Below are 18,113 nucleotides of genomic sequence, written 5' to 3'. Positions count from 1 at the left end.
AACGACGCTCTTTCCTCAGGAAATGTGTGTCGGGAAAAAATAGATTCTTGACGCAGACGGTCAAACGCTTCGCTTTTGCCCGGCCATCCCCTCTTTGCTCTGCGTGACGAGCAGCCCTGCCACTCAGTTTGCATAGCCCTGAGCGGGGAGGCATGTGTTTCGCCTGCAGAAGCGAAGCGATTGCCCGCAGGGATGGGCCCCAAGACAGGCGTGGCAAAGCATGCGATGTCGGAACGCCGTGGCAGGCGGCGAATCGGCATCGATGCGCAATCTGGTCATGGGGTCCATTCAGCAGAGCGCCGAAGCCGAAATACATGCCTCTCCGCCTTCTACTCCGGATGTGCGTACAATCACAAATTACATTACGCTGCCCGGGTATTTGAGGGTGGCAAAGTAATCGTCGAGTGTCTCGGCGCGGCGGATGAGCTCGACGCTGCCGTCTTCGTGGAGCAGCAGCTCGGCGCACCAGAGCTTGCCGTTGTAGTTGAAGCCCATCGCGCTGCCGTGTGCACCCGTATCGTGGATGATCACGCGGTCGCCGATGTCAATCTTCGGCAGCTTGCGGTCGATGGCGAACTTATCGTTGTTCTCGCAGAGCGAGCCCGTGACATCGTAGACGTGGTCGCACGGCTCGTTCTCCTTGCCCGCAATCGTGATGTGGTGGTAGGCGCCGTACATGGCCGGGCGCATGAGGTTGGCCATGCAGGAGTCGAGGCCGATGTAGTCCTTGTAGGTCTTCTTCTCGTGAATCGCCGTCGAGACGAGCCAGCCAGCAGGACCCGTGATGGCGCGGCCGCTCTCGGTCATCATGGCGACGTCGCCGAGGCCCTCCGGTACCATCATCTCATTGTAGAGCTTGTGGATGCCCTCGCCGACTGCTTCGAGGTCGACAGGCTCCTCTTCCGGGCGGTAGGGGATGCCGATGCCGCCGCCGATGTTGACGAACTCGACGTGGATGCCGAGGCGGCGCTTGAGCTCGACTGCCAGCTCGAACATGAGCTTAGCCGTGAAGACGAAGGCCTCCGTGCGGCGCTCGTTCGAAGCGACCATCGTGTGCAGGCCGAAGCGCTTAACGCCCTTCTCCTGTGCCATCTTGTAGGCCTCGAAGAGCTGGTCGCGCGTCAGGCCGTATTTCGCTTCCGTCGGCTTGCCGATGATGTCGTTGCCTTCGATGAGGTCGCCCGGGTTGTAGCGGAAGCAGATGATCTTCGGCAGGCCCGCATTTTTTTCGAGGTAGTCAAGATGGCTGATATCATCGAGGTTGATGATGGCACCGAGCTCGATGGCCTTCTGGAACTCGTCAGCCGGCGTGTCGTTAGAGGTCAGCAGGATCTCCTCGCCCTTGTAGCCCGACGCTTCCGAGAGCACGAGCTCGGCGAGGCTGCTGTTGTCCGTGCCAGCACCTTCTTCGTGCAGGACCTGCAGGATGCGCGGGTTCGGCAGCGCCTTGACGGCGAACTGCTCGCGGAAGCGTGGAGCCCAGGCAAATGCCTTCTGGAGCTTGCGGATGTTCTCGCGGATGGCGCGCTCGTCGTAGATGTGGAACGGAGTCGGGTACTTCTTGATGATTTCCTCAAGCTGCTCCTTGGAGAGCGGGAAGGTCTTCTTGCTCATATGTTGTCCTCCTGTAAAAACAAACCTACCAAAGAGAATTATTATCTGTCAAAATGTTAATTTATTATACCAAATAGGAATAATGCTGTCAATTCCTATGTTATAATTGTATAAGACATTCCGGCAATTTCTCGAAATTCAGCACCTTTCCAGACAGCATGGCTCGTTGTGTGGTAAAATGAGACTGTATTTACTTTGAACTAGGAGTTTGCAAAATGGGACGATTACTCGGCGTATTGCGCCTTTTCCGGCATGACATCCTCGTCATGCTGCTCTCGCTCAAGAGCCGCCAGACACCGCGGAAGGTCAAGGGTATGATGCTCCTGGCCATCTTCTACCTCTTGAGCCCGATTGACCTGATTCCCGATGCCATCCCTGTCTTCGGCATGCTCGACGATGCTGTGCTCGTGCCGGCTGCCATCGCCATGCTCATGCGCATGCTGCCGTACCCCGTGCGGTCGGACTGCGAGCGCCAGGCCGACTACATCCTGCGCCATGCGAAGCTCGCCGGCATACTCGTGACCGTGTTCCTGCTGGCCTGGGTCGGTGTCATCGTCTGGGGCATCTACAAGCTCATCTCGTGATTGTGTCGTTTTATTTTCTATATTGAATTGAAAGGAGGCCGCAAGACTCTTGCGTCTTTATATTGCCGAGAAACCGAGTGTGGGCCGTGAGCTCGCCAAGTGCCTGACGGGGCCCATCGCGCGCCATGATGGCTACCTCGTGACGAAGGACGGCGTCGTGACCTGGCTCTTCGGCCACATCTTGCGCCAGGCGGAGCCTGAGGAGTACGATCCGAAATACAAGCGCTGGCGCGCCGACGACCTGCCCATCATCCCCGAGCACTGGAAGCTTTTTGTCGCCAAGGACTGTGAGAAGCAGTTCGCCATCGTCAAGTCGCTCATTGAGAAGGCTGACGAGATCGTGCACGGCGGTGACCCGGACCGCGAGGGCCAGCTGCTCGTCGACGAGGTGCTCGACTACCTCGGGAACAAGAAGCCCGTGCGCCGCATCCTATTGAACGCGCTCGATGAGAAGAGCATCAAGAAGGCCAATGCGAGCCTGCGCGACAACCGCGATTTCTTCAATCTCAAGCAGTCGGCACTTGCCAGAGCCCGCGCCGACTGGCTCATCGGCATGAATCTCTCGCGCGCCTACACATTGGCCGCGCGCCGCGCCGGCCATGAGCGCCTCGTGCTGCCAATCGGTCGCGTCAAGACGCCGACGCTCTCGCTCGTCGTGCGCCGCGAGCGCGAGATCGAGAACTTCAAGCCCGTGACCTACTACCTCATCCGCGGCACCTTCCAGCATGCAAACGGCAGCTTCGAGGCGCAGTGGAAGCCACAGGACACGATGGCGGGGCTTGACAGCGAGAACCGCCTCGTCGACAAGAAGATCGCGGACGAGAAGCTCGCCTTTTTCGAGGCGATGCCGCATGACGCCGTGATCTCATCGTATCAGAAGGTGAAGAAGCAGGAGCCGCAGCCATTGCCGTTCTCGCTCTCGACGCTGCAGGTGCTTGCGGGCAAGCGCTTCGGCTACGCGCCGCAGCTCGTCCTCGACACGGCACAGAAGCTCTACGAGAAGAAGCTCACGACGTATCCGCGCTCAGACTGCGAGTACCTGCCGACGAACCAGCTCGGCGATGCGAGCACCATCCTCGCGCACCTCTCGAAGGCCGGCGACGCGCAGATTGCCGTGTGGGTGAAGGCGGCCAATCCCAAGCAGAAGAGCCGCGCCTGGAACGACAAGAAGATCTCGGCGCACCATGCGATCATCCCGACGACGGTGCAGGCCGATGTCACGAAGATGACGCAGGAGGAGCGCAACCTCTACCACCTCATCGCGCGCAGCTACCTCGCGCAGTTCTACCCCGTCCACACCTACGACCAGACGAAGGTCGAGGTCAGCTATAAAGAGGAGACGTTCACGGCCAGCGGCCGCACGGAGCGCGACCTCGGCTGGAAGGTCATGTACCAGTCGCAGAAAAAGAAGCAGGAGACCGACGAGGGAGATGACAGGGAAGACAGGGATGAAAAGGAAGAGAGCGCCAAGACACTGCCCCTCATGAAGAAAAACGATTCGGTGGACTGGCAGCGCGGCCGCATGCTAGAGAAGATGACGAAGCCGCCGACGCGCTTCACGGCTTCGACGCTTTTGGCCGGCATGAAGGAAATCCACAAGTATGTCAAGAATCCCGAAGCGAAGAAGCAGCTCAAGGATGTCTACGGCATCGGCACAGAGGCGACGCGCGCGACAATCATCGACGACCTCATCCGCCGCAAGTTCATGAAGGCCGAGGGCAAGAAGAAGTATCTCGTGCCGACGCCCGCGGCCTATCTGCTCGTCGACGCGCTGCCCGACGAGCTCACGTACCCCGACTCGACGGCCATCTGGGAGGACAAGCTCCACTCGATGTCGGAAGGCGGGGAGAGCCTTGCCGACTTCCTGCAGGGGCAGATTGCCTTCACGCGCAAGCTCTGCGCGAAGGCAGGTGACGTCCACATGGAGGTCAAGGGCGAGAATGTCTGCCCGCGCTGCCATCAGGGCGTCCTGACGAAGCGCAAGGGCAAGAATGGCGTATTCTGGGGCTGTTCGAACTACCCGAAGTGCCGCATGACCTGCAACGATAAGGAGGGCAAGCCCGACCTTGAGGACGCGAAAGCGCGCCTCGCACGCAGGCCGCGAAGAGCAGCGCCAGCGGCCGTCTCGGCCACTGCGATGGCCTGGCAGTCGCGTCAGGCTGATGCGACTGCAGCGAGCCGCTCGTACAGCTCGCACAGCGCATCTGAGCCATACGACGATATCGCCGCGCTCAATGCGCTCTTCTCGCCCGACGACTACGCCGCGCGCATGGAGGCCGACGAGAAGAGCTATGCAGCGCAGCAGCAAAAGACCTCCTCCTGGCAGTCCTGGGCCGACAAGCCCAAGTACTCGGCCAGCCCGATGGAGCATATGGAGAAGGATGCGGCCTCGTCGAGCTTCCTCTGCCCGCGCTGCCGCGAGGGTCATCTGCGCAGCATCCACGGCAAGAACGGCGTCTTCTGGGGCTGCTCGAACTATCCGCGGTGCACGGCGACCTTCGACGATGACCACGGCAAGCCGCTCTTGAAATGACGAAATGACAGAAGTGATACCTGTTTAAGATATAAGGAGAAGATATGGAAACCTTTCGCGACTTAGGCGTCAGCGAGGCACTCGCAGGAGTCCTCGCCGACAAGAATATCAAGGAGCCGACGCCCATCCAGCAGCAGGCCATCCCGAAGATCCTCGCTGGCACGGACATCCTCGGCGTGGCGCCGACGGGCACGGGCAAGACGCTCGCCTACCTGCTGCCCATCCTCATGCAGCTCGACAAGGACCGCCGCGAGACACAGGCCGTCGTGCTGGCCCCGACGTATGAGCTGGCGATGCAGATTGCTGGCGAGGCGCGTGAGCTCAGCCAGAAGGCAGGCCTCGGCATCCGCGTGCAGGGCCTCATCGGCGGCGCGAACATCGCGCGCCAGATCGACAAGCTCAAGGAGAAGCCGCAGCTCGTCGTCGGCTCGGGCGGCCGCATCTGTGAGCTCGCGCGCAAGGGCAAGCTCAAGCTCGCGGGCGTGCGCTTCCTCGTGCTCGACGAGTTCGACCGCCTGCTCGACGACCAGAACGACATGACGACGGCCGACGTCGTCAAGCTCCTGCCGCAGGACCGCCAGGCCTTGATGTTCTCGGCGACCGACCCAAAGAAGGCGCGCGACCGCGCTTTGTTCCTCGGCCATCCGGAGTGCATCGAGATCGAGGCATCGGTCGAGGAGATGGCCGCCTGCCATCATTACTTCGTCACCGTACCGTTCCGCGAGAAGATCGAGCGCGTGCGCAAGCTCACGCGTTCCCTGCCGATCGAGCGCGGCCTCGTCTTCATCAACAGGACGTTCGCGGCCGAGCAGACGCTCGCGAAATTGCGCTACGAGGGCATCCGCGCGGAGTCGCTGCTCGGCAAGGATGCCAAGCAGTCGCGCCAGTCGGCCATCGCCGCCATCAAGGGCGGCCGTGCCCAGCTGCTCCTCTCGACAGACCTCGCGGCGCGCGGCCTTGACATCCCGGCCGTCGATTACGTCATCAACCTCGACTTTCCGGAGAGCGCGCAGGTCTACCAGCACCGCGCTGGCCGCACGGCGCGCGCCGGCCGCAAGGGTGCCGTCATCACCTTGATCGACTTCAAGGAAGCCGTCAAGCTCTCCGAGCTCGGCAAGAAGCTCGGCATCGAGTTTGAGCGGCTGCCGCATGCCAAGGCGGCTGCTCCTGCAAGAAAGGGGAAGCAGACCCGTCAACATGGCCCGCGCGCGGCAAGACCGGCCAGGAAACACAATAAGTAAAGCATCAAGAAAGCATCAAGAAAAGAAGCGTGACTGTCACGCGGTGTTTTTGCGTTTTATGTTTTTCGATTTTTTAGGACTTAGGAGGTTCCTCTGATTTGGACATTGTGCCCATATTATTCCAGTTATTGCTCGTAATCTTTCTCATCGCGATGAACGGCTTCTTTGTCGCGGCAGAGTTTGCCTGCGTCAAGATACGCCCCTCGCGTCTCGAGACGCTCATCCAGGAGGGCAGCCGTCAGGCGAAGTACGCCAAGAAGCTGACCGACCACCTTGACGCATCTCTTTCCGTGACACAGCTCGGCATCACGCTCGCCTCGCTCGGCCTCGGCTGGGTCGGCGAGCCGGCCGTCGCGACGCTGATCCTGCCGATCACGCACGCCGTCGGCCTCGACGATGTCGTCGGCCACACGATTTCGCTGGCACTCGCCTTTTCCATCATCACGGGGATGCACATCGTGCTCGGCGAATTGACGCCAAAGACGATGGCCATCCAGAATGTCGAGAAGATCATGCTGAATGTGGCGCTGCCCATGCTGATCTTCCAGCGCGTCATGTACCCGTTCGTCTGGCTGCTCAATCACGTGGCCAACTGGGTCGCGCACCGCATGGGCTTCCAGACGGCCTCGGAGGGCGACGATGCCCACACCGAGGAGGAGATACGCCTGCTCATGGAGGAGAGCCACCGCCAGGGCCTCATCGACGACACGGAGGTCGACTTCGTCGACAACGTCTTCGATTTCACCGACCTCAACGTCCGCGAGATCATGACGCCGCGCACGGATATGGTCTGCCTCTACCTCGAGAACACGATGGAGGAGAACATCCAGACCATCCTCGAGGAACAGCTCACGCGCTACCCGATCTGCCGCGAGGACAAGGATCACATCGTCGGCTTCCTGCACGTCAAGGATCTCATGCGCGTCATGGCAGAGGGGCGCAAGCCCAACCTGCGCCGCTTGGCGCGCAAGGCGCTGATCGTGCCGGAGAGTATGGATGTCAGCGTGCTTCTCAAGACGATGCAGAAGCAGCGCTCCCAGATGGCCATCGTCGTCGATGAGTACGGCGGCACGGCCGGCATGGTGACGATCGAGGATATCGTCGAGGAGATTGTCGGCGACATCCAGGACGAGTTCGACGAGGAGCGTCCGACGGCCGAGCGCCGCGGCAAGCGCATCTTCTCGGTCGACGCCAAGATGCTGCTCGAAGAACTCGAGGATATCCTCGAGATCGACATCGAGGACGAGGACGTCGACACCGTCGGCGGCTGGCTCTACGACCAGATCGGTCAGACGCCGCGCGTCGGCCAGATGGCGGCGTCCGGCGGCAATCTCTTTTACGTCGAGGAAGTTGACGGCGTGCGCATTACGCGCGTGCTGATCCACTGCGCCGAGGACCTCGTGAAGGAGCACGATGAGATTGTCGACATGCCGTAAAATCTAAGAATCTCATTCCGTTTCCTGTACTAGGATTTTCGGGAAAAAGACAGTATAATAAGACGTATCAGGTGGAAACAGGAAGATAACAGATGATCATAACACTCGAGAATTTCACGAAGAGCTACGGCGAGAAGCAGCTTTTTGCCGGGGTCAATCTCAGCATGGACGCGGGGGACAAGGTCGGCATCGTCGGTGTCAACGGCACGGGCAAGTCGACGTTCCTCAAGGCCATCGCAGGTCTCGTGCCCGTCGATGACGGCACGATGGTCACGATGCGCGGCCTGCGCATCGAGTACCTCGCGCAGGACAAGGTCTTTGACCCGGAGCACACGGTGCTCATGGAGGTCTTTCGCGGCATGACGCCCCTGATGGACGCCCTGCGCGGCTATGAGCTGGCCCTGGCCGATGCGGCCAAGGACCCTGAGAGCCCCGCGATACAGAAGCGCATCATGCAGTATGCGGAGAAGATTGACGAGCTCGACGGCTGGCAGGTCGAGAGCACGGCCAAGACCGTGTTGCAGAAGCTCGGCATCGGCGACTACACGGCCAAGGCCGGCACGCTCTCGGGCGGCCAGCAGAAGCGGCTGGCTCTCGCGACGGCGCTCATCCAGCCGTGTGACCTGCTTCTTTTAGACGAGCCGACAAACCATCTCGACAGCGAGACGATCGCCTGGCTCGAGGAGTATCTCAGGGGCCAGAAGGGCGCGCTCCTGATGGTCACGCATGACCGCTACTTCCTCGACAACACGGCGACGAAGATCCTCGAGCTCGACAAGGGCAGTGCCTACACCTACACGGGCAACTACTCCTCCTTCCTCGAGCAGAAGGAAGCGCGCATCGAGCGCGAGGAGGCCAGCGAGCAGAAGCGCCAGAACTTCCTGCGCAACGAGCTCAAGTGGCTGCGCCGCGGCGCACAGGCCCGCTCGACGAAGCAGCGCGCCCGCATCGAGCGCTACGAGGAGGTCAAGAACAAGAAAGTCGACCTCGACCGCAGCACGGTCGAGATCGGGCTCGCGGGCAGCCGCCTCGGGCGTACCGTCATCGAGCTCGACCATGTGAGTTACGAGGTGGGCGGCCGGACGATCATCCGCGACTTTTCCTACACCGTCCTGCGCAATGACCGCGTGGCCATCCTCGGCCGCAACGGCACAGGCAAGTCGACGCTCCTCAATATCTTTGCGGGGCGCCTGCAGCCGACGAGCGGTACGGTGACGATTGGCCAGACGGTCAAGATCGGCTACTTCACGCAGCGCGCCGTCAGCATGGACGAGCGCCTGCGCGCCATCGAGTACATCCAGGAGGCCGCGCGCGCCATCACGCTCGCGGACGGCTCGCGCATCTCGGCCAAGGAGCTCATGGAGCGCTTCCTGTTCCCGGGCGAGCTCCAGTGGACGCCGATTGCGCGGCTGTCGGGAGGCGAGAAGCGCCGCCTCTTCCTGTTGCGCATCCTGATGGAGGAGCCGAACGTCCTGCTCTTAGATGAGCCGACGAACGACCTCGACCTTGAGACCATGTCCGTGCTCGAGTCGTTCATCGACGACTTCCGCGGCGCGATCCTCTTCGTCTCGCATGACCGCTTCTTCGTCGACCGCCTGGCCGACAAAGTCTTCGTCTACCAGCCCGACGGCAGCCTGCGCCTCTACGCGGGCGGCTACTCCTACTACAAGGAGAAGGAGCGCGAGGAAGAGGCCGAAAAGGCTCAGCTTGCACCATCTGCCGGCGAGGCGAAGAAGGAGCGCGAGCCGAAAAGGGCGCAGGAGCGCCCCGCACGCGAAGCGAAGCGCCGCCTGAGCTTTGGCGAGCAGAAGGAATACGCAGAGATTGAGGGCGTCATCGCGAGCAAAGAGGGCGAGCTCAAAGTCGTCCGGCTCGAGATGCAGCAGAATGCGTCCGACTACACGCGCCTTGCGGAACTCGGCCGCGAAGAGACGCGCCTCGCAGCGGAGCTCGATCACCTCATGGAGCGTTGGGCTTATCTCGAAGAGATCGCCGAACAGCAGGACTCCTGAATCAACACGCGAATCATTTATCTCTATTTCAAATAAAGGGGAAGGTAATCATGGCATTTGACAAGAACCAGTTTGCTGAGATCATCGAAGAATTCAAGGTCGACGGAGACCGCCTCCATGAGGTCGCGGCCGACTTCCGCTATGACCTGCGCAAGGGCCTTGACAATCCGGATGAGTCGTCGCTGCGCATGCTCAAGTCGTACGTCGGTCTGCCGACGGGCGAGGAGACGGGCGAGTACCTCGCACTCGACTTCGGCGGCACGAATGTCCGCGTCCTGCGCATCCGCCTCGACGGTCACGGCAAGTTCGAAGTCCTGAAGAAAGTCGCCAAGCCGCTGCGCGTCGAGGGCGTCTACGACTTCGTCGGCGAGGGCTCGACGGCCGAGCAGCAGTTCGATTTCATCGCAGAACTCGTCGATGAGGCCATCGAGGGCGACCACACGACGAAGTATCTGCTTGGCCACACCTTCTCCTTCCCGTCGGAGCAGACGGACCTCTACAACGCGAAGCTCATCATCTGGACGAAGGAATTCGCTACGGCAGGCGTCGAGGGCAAGGTCGTCAATGACCTGCTCAAGGAAGCGCTGCACCGCCAGGGCATCGACAATGTCGAGCCGACGGCTGTCATCAACGACACGGTCGCCGTCCTGCTCGCCGCTGCCTACAAGCAGGCCGACACCTACATCGGCTCCATCTATGCGACGGGACACAACACCTGCTACTTCGAGCCGTTCAAGGGCAAGGCAGAGCGCCCGATGATCCTGAACCTCGAGTCCGGCGGCTTCATGAAGCTCGCGCCAAACCGCTTTGACGCAGAATTTGATGCTCAGTCCGAGAAGCCGGGCGAGCAGCGCCTCGAGAAGATGGTTTCCGGCCGCTACATGGGCGAGCTCTTCGGCATGGCCATCGCTGAGCTGCTCGGTGAGAAGGGCAAGAAGTACGGCTTCACGAGCATCGACATGAGCAACATCATCCTCGACGAGACGGCAGGTCTTTCGGAAGTCGGCCGCATCGTCAGCGCGAAGACGGGCCATGATCTCGAGGAGGTCGACCGCCAGCGCCTGCAGGAGCTCGCAGCGGCACTCGTCGTCCGCTCCGCGCGTCTCGTCACGGCCACCTATGTCGGCATCATCTGGCAGCTGGCTGGCGATGAAGCCATCAAGAAACAGCACATCGCCATCGACGGCTCCGTCTACGAGAAGATGCCGCTGGCGAAAGAGAACATCATGCGCGCCCTCTCCGAGCTGCTCGGTGAGTCGGCATCGCTCGTCGACACCGTACTCGAGAACGGCGGTTCGGGCCTCGGCGCCGCCATCGCCGCTGCCATGTCGCAGCAGCAGGCATAAGGCAATCCGCCAAACCTGACTATCCGACGGTCTGACTGTCACACATGCAATCCACTGCACCCGTGCCATTGGTGCAGTGGATTTTTTATGCGGGTATGCTATAATGAGAGTCAATAAAAAGACACGAGAAGGGGGTGACGAGCATCGAGCAGTCACTTGGCATGAATCTCTCGCAGCATCTGGCGATGACGATGCAGCTGCAGCAGGCCATCGAGATCCTGCAGCTCTCCGCACAGGAACTCTGCGCGACCATTGAAAAAGAATACCTGGAGAACCCCGTGCTCGAGATGGACTATCCGTCGGGGCGTCGGGAGCTCTACGAGCAGGGCGGCCCTGCGCATGCAGGTGTTCGCGCGCTCGCCGACTACCTCGACGGTGGCGGCAAGCAGCCGGCCTACTTCACCGATGAAGACGAGCGCCAGTTCGATGCACCGGCACCGCTTCATGTGACACTGGAGGAAGAGCTGCTCGAGCAGGTCAACTTCACCTTTAAGGGTGAGCACGGGGCAGAGAAAGAGCGCGCTGTCGCGACCTTCCTCGTCGGCTCGCTCGACAGCCGCGGTTACTTGACACTGCCCGTGGCTGAGGTTGCCCGTGCGATGGCTTGCAGCGAGGCGGAGGTCCTGCGCATCCTCGCAGTCATTCAGGGCTTCGAGCCGGCCGGCGTCGGCGCGCGCGATCTCGCCGAATGCCTGCGCCTGCAGGCCCAGCGCCAGGGCATCTACGACGGGCTCGTCGCCGCCATCATCGACCGCCATCTCGATGCAGTCGCCGCGCACCGCCTCAAGGAGATAGCCGCCGCCGAGCACGTGCGCCCCGCCGAGGTCCAGATGGCCGTCGACATCGTGCGCCGCCTCAATCCGAAGCCCGGCGCCGCGTATGGCGCGGCGGACTCCGCCTACATCACGCCGGATGTCATCATCCGGAAGGGCGAGAAGGGCTATGAGGTCGAAGTCGAAGAGGCCGGCGTGCCACAGCTCCACATCTCCGCGCTCTACCGACAGTCCGATACCTTCGACAAGGCGACGCAGAAGTACATCGCGGGCCGCCTGCGCGCGGCTGCCTGGCTCATCAACAGCATCGAGCAACGCCGCACGACGATTCGCCGCGTCGTCGAGGAGATCGTGCGGCGCCAGACAGCCTACTTCGAGAAGGGGCCCGCCTTCCTCGAACCGATGACGATGAAGGAGGTGGCCGATACCATCGGCGTGCACGAGTCGACCGTCAGCCGCGCCGTCGCCAATAAGTACGCCGAGCTACCGACGGGCGTCATCGCGCTGCGCAGCTTCTTTACAGCGCGCAGCGCGCGGACTGATACAGGGGAGGATGTCGCCGCTGCCAAGGCCAAGTCGGCCATCGAAAGATTCATCAAGGGCGAGGATCCCAAGAAGCCTCTGTCGGACCAGAAGCTCTGCACCCTGCTCAAGGCAGAGGGCATCGCGCTCTCGCGCCGCACCGTCATGAAATACCGCGAACAGCTCGGCTACGACTCATCCGTCAAGCGCAAGCGCTATTGAGCCTGGGGATTGTTGCGGATAGAGGCTGGTTCTGTGCATCTCGTCTCAGAACCAGTCCTTTTTTACATTCCTCCTATGCATGGAATGACATAGCCGCGATTCATAGAAGCAAAACAAATGGAAACCTGACAGAAAAATGGGAATGAACAATAACTTTGTGAAAAAAAGCGCGAAATGACTTGCAATACTCGTGAAACGTGCTATGATAGTAACCAAAAGAAAACAACGGCGTGCAGAAGTGCCGACAGGTAAGTTAAAAAATGCACATTCTCTGCCGGAGAGCTCGCCGAAATCATCGTGGTACGTGAAGGACGCTTACACGATGTGATTTTTTTCATCGGAAAGTTAATTTTTTCACTTTCACTACAATTATGCAATTATTTCCATCATTCCTTATTTCGTGTGTATTGTCAGGGGAGGACTCATCATGGCAGATCAGCAGAATCAGAAGAGACCACGTATTGTCATTGTCGGTGCAGGCTTCGGCGGCGTCAAACTCGCCAAGCTCTTTGCGAAAGAAGACGTCGACGTCATGCTCGTTGACCGCCACAACTTCCAGCTCTTCCAGCCGCTCCTGTATCAGGTGTCGACGGCTGTCCTTTCGACGGATGAAATCGCGTATCCGGTCCGCACCTTCTTCCGCAAGTGCAAGAACGTGGAGTTCTTCATGGCTAAGGCCGAGGGCGTCGACCAGGCGCGCAAGGTCCTGCTGACGAATCACGGTGAGCTCGCTTACGACTACCTCATCCTCGCAGCCGGTGCGACGACGAACTTCTTCGGCATGAAGGAAGTCGAAGAGCACTCCTACGGCATGAAGACGCTGCAGGAGGCACTCCACATCCGCAATCACGTGCTGCACATGTTCGAGCGCGCCAACAAGGAGACGGACCCGGCAGTTCGCCGCCGCATGCTGACGTTCGTCGTCGTCGGCGGCGGCCCGACGGGCATCGAGGAATCCGGTGCCCTGACGGAGCTTTTCGGCATCCAGCAGAAGGAGTTCCACAACCTCGACTTCAGCGAAGTCAGCGTCAAGCTCATCGAGGCTACGGCCAATGTCCTGCCGATGGTCGCCCCGAACCTGCGCGAGCACGCCGTCAAGGTCCTGCGCAAGAAAGGCGTCGACGTCATGCTGAACACGCAGGTTGTCGGCTACGACGGCAATGACCTCAAGCTCAAGGACGGCACGACGATCCCGACGCAGACCGTCATCTGGGCCGCAGGCGTCAAGGCTGTGCCGTTCATCAAGGACTGCGGCGGCGAAGTCGACCGCGGCGGCCGCATCATCGTCAACGAGAAACTGCAGGTCGAAGGCAGCGACTGCGTCTTCGCCATCGGCGACTGCGCGCACTATCAGCACGGCACGGAGCGCCCGCTGCCAACCGTCGCACCGGTCGCCATGCAGCAGGCACAGACGGCGCATGACAACATCATGAAGCTCATCCGCGGCCAGCAGGACCTCGCGACGTTCCACTACAAAGACCTCGGCGCTATGGCCACGATCGGCCGCGGCGAAGCTGTCGTCGACAAGACGAAGCTGAACCCGCAGATGACGGGTTTCATCGCTTGGTGCGCATGGATGTTCGTCCACCTCTTGCGCCTCGCCGGTGCACATGCCAACTTCACGGTTGCGATCAAGTGGACCTGGAACCTCTTCTCCGGCACGCGCCTCGGCCGTATCATCACGAATATCAAAGATTGACAGATCTTCTGGGCAGGCAGTCTCCGTTTGGAGTCTGCCTGTTCTTTTGCGTTGGACAAATGGGCAAGAAGTGTCTATTTGTGTATTCCTGGCGGTATTTAGAAAGAATTTTTCTTATTGAGCAGGAATTGGCGTTCAAGAAAGCGAAATGTAGTACTGAATATAGGCAAACTCTGCTTAACTCTGCTTCTGAGACCTTCTGGAAGGAAATGAGGATAAGATAGACAGCAAGGAAATGCAGCAATGAATGAGAGAGGAACTCGTGAAGAAAAAGAGGAGGGCTTTTTGATGAAACACAGAAGACATGGCAGACATGCTGCCAAGAGTACGGGCAACTGCCTCAGCATGCTGGCTGCAGCCGTGGCCTTTGGCTTACTGAATATGGGCTCGGCATCGGCGGCAGAGCCGATTAGACCGGACGCTGGCACGTTGCAGCAAGACCTACAGACAAAAAAAGAACTCGATAAGCAGGGCGTTTCACTTGGCAATGCTGACATCCAGGTCGAGCAGGAGCAGCGCCCGAGCCTCGATCTGCCGGACACGCTCAAGGTTCAGGTCAATGACTTCAAGATCACGGGCCAGGATATCTACAGCGAGGAATCCCTCAAGAGCCTGCTCGCCGACAAGAAGGGCAAGCTCGTGACGTTCAAGGACCTGCAGGACGGCGCCGACACGCTCTCGCGCTACTTCCGCGACAGGGGCTACATCGCTGCACACGCTTATCTGCCGGTTCAGAAGATCGAGAACGGCGTCGTCGAGTACGCCGTAACAGTCGGACGCTTTGACGGCATCACGATCCAGAACAACACGAAGATCCACGAGGGCGTCATCAAGCGCGAGACGGCCTTCCTCAAGAAGGGCGACTATCTGACGCGCGCCAACCTTGAGCGCGCCGTCTGGCTGCTCTCCGACCTCGCGGGTGCCGACGCCAAGGCCGTCCTGACGACGGGCGAGAATCCGGGCACGGTCCATGTGACGCTCGACCTCAATCCGCACAACGGCAAGCAGGGCCTGTTCTCCATCGACAACTACGGTAACCGCTCGACAGGCTACAACGAGTACGGCGTCGACTACGACTTCCTGAACCTCGCGCATGAGGGCGACCACCTAGCCGTTGGCATCACGACGACGGGCAACGAGCTCTTCAACTGGGGCGCCAACTACACGATCCCGGTCATCCGCGACGGCATGAAGCTCACGGCGGGCTACAATGTCCTGACGTACCAGCTCGGCGATGACTACGAAGGCCTCGACGCACTCGGCCATTCGCGCGTCGCTTCGCTCGGCCTCGACTACGCCATCCAGCGCAGCCAGCGTCACAACCTCTACACGGGCATCCGCTATGAGTACAGCGACATCCAGGATGAATATCGTGCTCACGGTATAACGTGGGCGGATAAGACAGGTAATGCCGGTGTTCTTTCGCTCTATGGCGATGAACAGGACCGCAAGGGCGCGACAGACTGGCGCTTTGAGTACAAGCTCGGTCATATCAGCAATGATTCGCATAGTGGATTTGAAGCGGACCCACGTACCTTGGGCACCTACAATAAGGTCCGCGCCAACATCCTGCGCCGCCAGGATCTCAACGACCGCACTTACCTGCTGCTCTCGGCTCGCGGCCAGTATGCGTTCAACAACCTCGACTCCTCGGAGCACTTCTCCCTCGGCGGCCCGTACGGCGTGCGCGCCTATCCGACGAGCGAGGCTTCGGGTGACACGGGCTATCTGACGCGCGCAGAGCTGCGCTGGCTCCTGCCGCTCGGTGCCAAGGACCAGCAGCTGCACCTCGCCTCGTATCTCGAGCACGGCGGCGTCTGGATCAACAAGGACAGCAGCCTCAACCCGGGTGCCAAGAATCACCGCAATCTCCAGGGCATCGGCCTCGGCCTGATCTGGTCGCGCTATGAGGACTGGTTCCTGCGCGCCGACTACGCCTGGAAGCTCGGCTCCGAAGAGCCGACGAGCGACACGAGCCACACGGGCGGCCGCTTCTGGATCCGCGGCGGCGTCTACTTCTGATGACCGTTCCCTCCAATCAAAATCGAATCGATTTGCACCGATGAATGAATAAAAAGAGCAGACCCCTTGTGGGGCCTGCTTTTTTTGCGATTTGAGAGGAAAACCTTACATTATCCGCATTATCAATTACCAAAATTATGGTGGTGCCTATAAGGATAATAATAAGCGCACCAATAATGCGGGAACATATAAGTTCTACAAGGGCTTGCAGAGTGACACGAACGTCCTTAGGAATTACGATGTGATAGATACTCAGAAGAACTGGGTTACGATCAAGCCTCATGAGCTTACGGCTGCAGATATCCTGAATGCAACGTATACGACAAAGTATGGTTCGGCCAACAACTTTGGTACAGCGAAGCTCAAGAACATCAATCGTGATGGAGAACTTGATCTTGCCATTGTTGATTCTAATGCATTGACGCACAAGAAGCCTCGCATCACGCAGGATGTTGGCGAGAATATCTACAATACGGTAGTTTCGCTCGACAATATTTACGGTGCAGATGGTTTTGATCTGAAGAACTACACCTTGAATGGCAAGGCTCTTGGCAAAAATGATCGTATGACGATTGCTAATAGCGCCAGCGTTACGCCGGCTGACCTGGTCATTACTCGCAAGGGCATCGACACAGTCTATGGTACGGTCAAGACAGACGATGGCACGATGACGACCTACAATCTCATCAACGGCGATACGGACGATATTGTCATCGACAATGGCAACTACGGTACGGCCTACAACGATGAACTGACGAAGACGAACAACGTCGGCAAGTACAACTACAAGGCAACGCTCAACAGTGAGAGCGACGTCCTGCGGAACTACAACGTCCACGATGATGGTACGAACTACGTCAACATTACACCGTACACGATTGACAAGACGAATTACAAGGATCACATCAATTCTTCGTACGAGACGGTCTACGGCCAGACTGCTAAATTCGGCAAGGCAACCTTTACGGGTGTCAATGGTGATACGGCAACGCTGGACATCACGGATTCGGATGCTCTCGTCAAAAACGGTGGCGACCGCAAGACGCAGGATGCAGCAAAGAATGCTTACAACACGGTGGTATCCTTCACTGGTCTCAGCGATCAGATGAAGAAGAACTATGGTCTGACGGACAAGACGTCGGCAACGCTGGACAACACGGCAACGGTTGAAAAGGCAAAACTGACGATTGACGCGAAAGACTTTACGGCTGTGTATGGCGATGCTGCAGCTGTTAAGAATGGTCTGAAGGATGCCGGCACGATTACGGGCCTGGTCAATGGCGATGCCGCGAAATATGCGTCGACGGTTGACGGTACTTCGGAAGCGCTGGTAGACGATACGCATACGAACAACGTAGGCGACTATGACGTCAATGCGGTTATCTCGGCAGATACCAGAACTGCTCTGGATAAGAACTATGAGATTTCGGAGAATGCCGGTACGGCCACAATCACGCCGTATACGATTAATGAAAATAACTACAAAGACCACATCAATTCTTCGTACACGACGGTCTACGGCCAGACTGCTAAATTCGGCAAGGCAGCCTTCACGGGTGTCAATGGTGATACGGCAGAGCTGGAGATCACGGATTCGGATGCTCTCGTTAAAAACGGCGGCGACCGCAAGACGCAGGATGCAGCGAAAAATGCTTACAACACGGTGGTATCCTTCACCGGTCTCAGCGACCAGATGAAGAAGAACTACGGTCTGACGGACAAGACGTCGGCAACGCTGGACAACACGGCAACGGTTGAAAAGGCGAAACTGACGATTGACGCGAAAGACTTTACGGCTACGTATGGCGACGTTGATGCCGTCAAGAATGGTCTGAAGGATGCCGGCACGATTGCGGGCCTGGTCAATGGCGATGCCGCGAAATATGCGTCGACGGTTGACGGTACTTCGGAAGCGCTGGTAGACGATACGCATACGAACAACGTAGGCGACTATGACGTCAATGCGGTTATCTCGGCAGATACCAGAAATGCGCTGAACAAGAACTACGAAATCGCGGAGAATGCCGGTACAGCCACGATCACGCCGTATACGATTGATGAGAATAACTACAAAGACCACATCAATTCTTCGTACACGACGGTCTACGG

At 59.2% G+C, this 18,113-nt stretch carries 10 protein-coding genes and 1 pseudogene; 10 read left to right on the top strand and 1 reads right to left on the bottom strand.

The window, feature by feature from the left end:
• Positions 1–357: 357 nt before the first annotated feature.
• Complete coding sequence (locus tag B2X55_RS08840; RefSeq protein WP_278823787.1) at positions 358–1,614, bottom strand: diaminopimelate decarboxylase family protein; 1,257 nt, start codon at positions 1,612–1,614, stop codon at positions 358–360.
• A gap of 335 nt (positions 1,615–1,949) precedes the next feature.
• On the opposite strand from B2X55_RS08840, the pseudogene B2X55_RS10900 reads away from it, so the two are divergent.
• The 10 genes and pseudogenes from B2X55_RS10900 to B2X55_RS08790 all read left to right on the top strand — a co-directional run.
• Positions 1,950–2,037 (top strand): annotated as a pseudogene (locus tag B2X55_RS10900) (DUF1232 domain-containing protein); the annotation flags it as partial.
• Positions 2,038–2,247: 210 nt separating this feature from the next.
• The gene (locus tag B2X55_RS08830; RefSeq protein ID WP_286821816.1) at positions 2,248–4,731 is read left to right on the top strand and encodes a DNA topoisomerase 3; all 2,484 of its coding nucleotides are present in this window, start codon (positions 2,248–2,250) and stop codon (positions 4,729–4,731) included.
• A 44-nt stretch (positions 4,732–4,775) separates the two neighbouring features.
• Complete coding sequence (locus B2X55_RS08825; RefSeq protein WP_286821815.1) at positions 4,776–5,972, top strand: DEAD/DEAH box helicase; 1,197 nt, start codon at positions 4,776–4,778, stop codon at positions 5,970–5,972.
• 98 nt (positions 5,973–6,070) lie between these two features.
• Positions 6,071–7,408 carry a hemolysin family protein gene (locus B2X55_RS08820; protein ID WP_286821813.1) on the top strand — a complete coding sequence of 446 codons (1,338 nt, stop codon included), beginning with the start codon at positions 6,071–6,073 and terminating at the stop codon, positions 7,406–7,408.
• A 92-nt stretch (positions 7,409–7,500) separates the two neighbouring features.
• The gene (locus tag B2X55_RS08815) at positions 7,501–9,420 is read left to right on the top strand and encodes an ABC-F family ATP-binding cassette domain-containing protein (protein WP_286821812.1); all 1,920 of its coding nucleotides are present in this window, start codon (positions 7,501–7,503) and stop codon (positions 9,418–9,420) included.
• Between the two features lie 50 nt (positions 9,421–9,470).
• Positions 9,471–10,766 carry a hexokinase family protein gene (locus B2X55_RS08810; protein WP_286821811.1) on the top strand — a complete coding sequence of 432 codons (1,296 nt, stop codon included), beginning with the start codon at positions 9,471–9,473 and terminating at the stop codon, positions 10,764–10,766.
• A 134-nt stretch (positions 10,767–10,900) separates the two neighbouring features.
• Entirely contained in the window at positions 10,901–12,283 is a 1,383-nt protein-coding gene (gene rpoN / locus B2X55_RS08805) for an RNA polymerase factor sigma-54 (protein ID WP_286821810.1), read from the top strand.
• A 427-nt stretch (positions 12,284–12,710) separates the two neighbouring features.
• Complete coding sequence (locus B2X55_RS08800) at positions 12,711–13,982, top strand: NAD(P)/FAD-dependent oxidoreductase (protein ID WP_286821808.1); 1,272 nt, start codon at positions 12,711–12,713, stop codon at positions 13,980–13,982.
• A 288-nt stretch (positions 13,983–14,270) separates the two neighbouring features.
• Positions 14,271–16,004 (top strand): ShlB/FhaC/HecB family hemolysin secretion/activation protein, encoded by a 1,734-nt coding sequence (locus B2X55_RS08795; protein WP_286821807.1) that lies wholly within the window; start codon positions 14,271–14,273, stop codon positions 16,002–16,004.
• Between the two features lie 241 nt (positions 16,005–16,245).
• Positions 16,246–18,113: hypothetical protein (locus B2X55_RS08790; RefSeq protein ID WP_286821805.1), on the top strand; the 1,868-nt coding region annotated here is incomplete at its 3' end.

The sequence above is a fragment of the Mitsuokella sp. UBA4253 genome (assembly GCF_002395285.1).
In the GTDB taxonomy this organism is placed as follows: Bacteria; Bacillota; Negativicutes; order Selenomonadales; family Selenomonadaceae; genus Mitsuokella; species Mitsuokella jalaludinii.
This window is presented reverse-complemented; position numbering and strand designations above follow the sequence as displayed.

Coding starts and splice junctions, on each gene's coding strand:
- B2X55_RS08840 (WP_278823787.1), bottom strand. CDS start 1,614: ATGAGCAAGAAGACCTTCCCGCTCTCCAAGGAGCAGCTTGAGGAAATC.
- B2X55_RS08825 (WP_286821815.1), top strand. CDS start 4,776: ATGGAAACCTTTCGCGACTTAGGCGTCAGCGAGGCACTCGCAGGAGTC.
- B2X55_RS08815 (WP_286821812.1), top strand. CDS start 7,501: ATGATCATAACACTCGAGAATTTCACGAAGAGCTACGGCGAGAAGCAG.
- B2X55_RS08810 (WP_286821811.1), top strand. CDS start 9,471: ATGGCATTTGACAAGAACCAGTTTGCTGAGATCATCGAAGAATTCAAG.
- B2X55_RS08800 (WP_286821808.1), top strand. CDS start 12,711: ATGGCAGATCAGCAGAATCAGAAGAGACCACGTATTGTCATTGTCGGT.
- B2X55_RS08795 (WP_286821807.1), top strand. CDS start 14,271: ATGAAACACAGAAGACATGGCAGACATGCTGCCAAGAGTACGGGCAAC.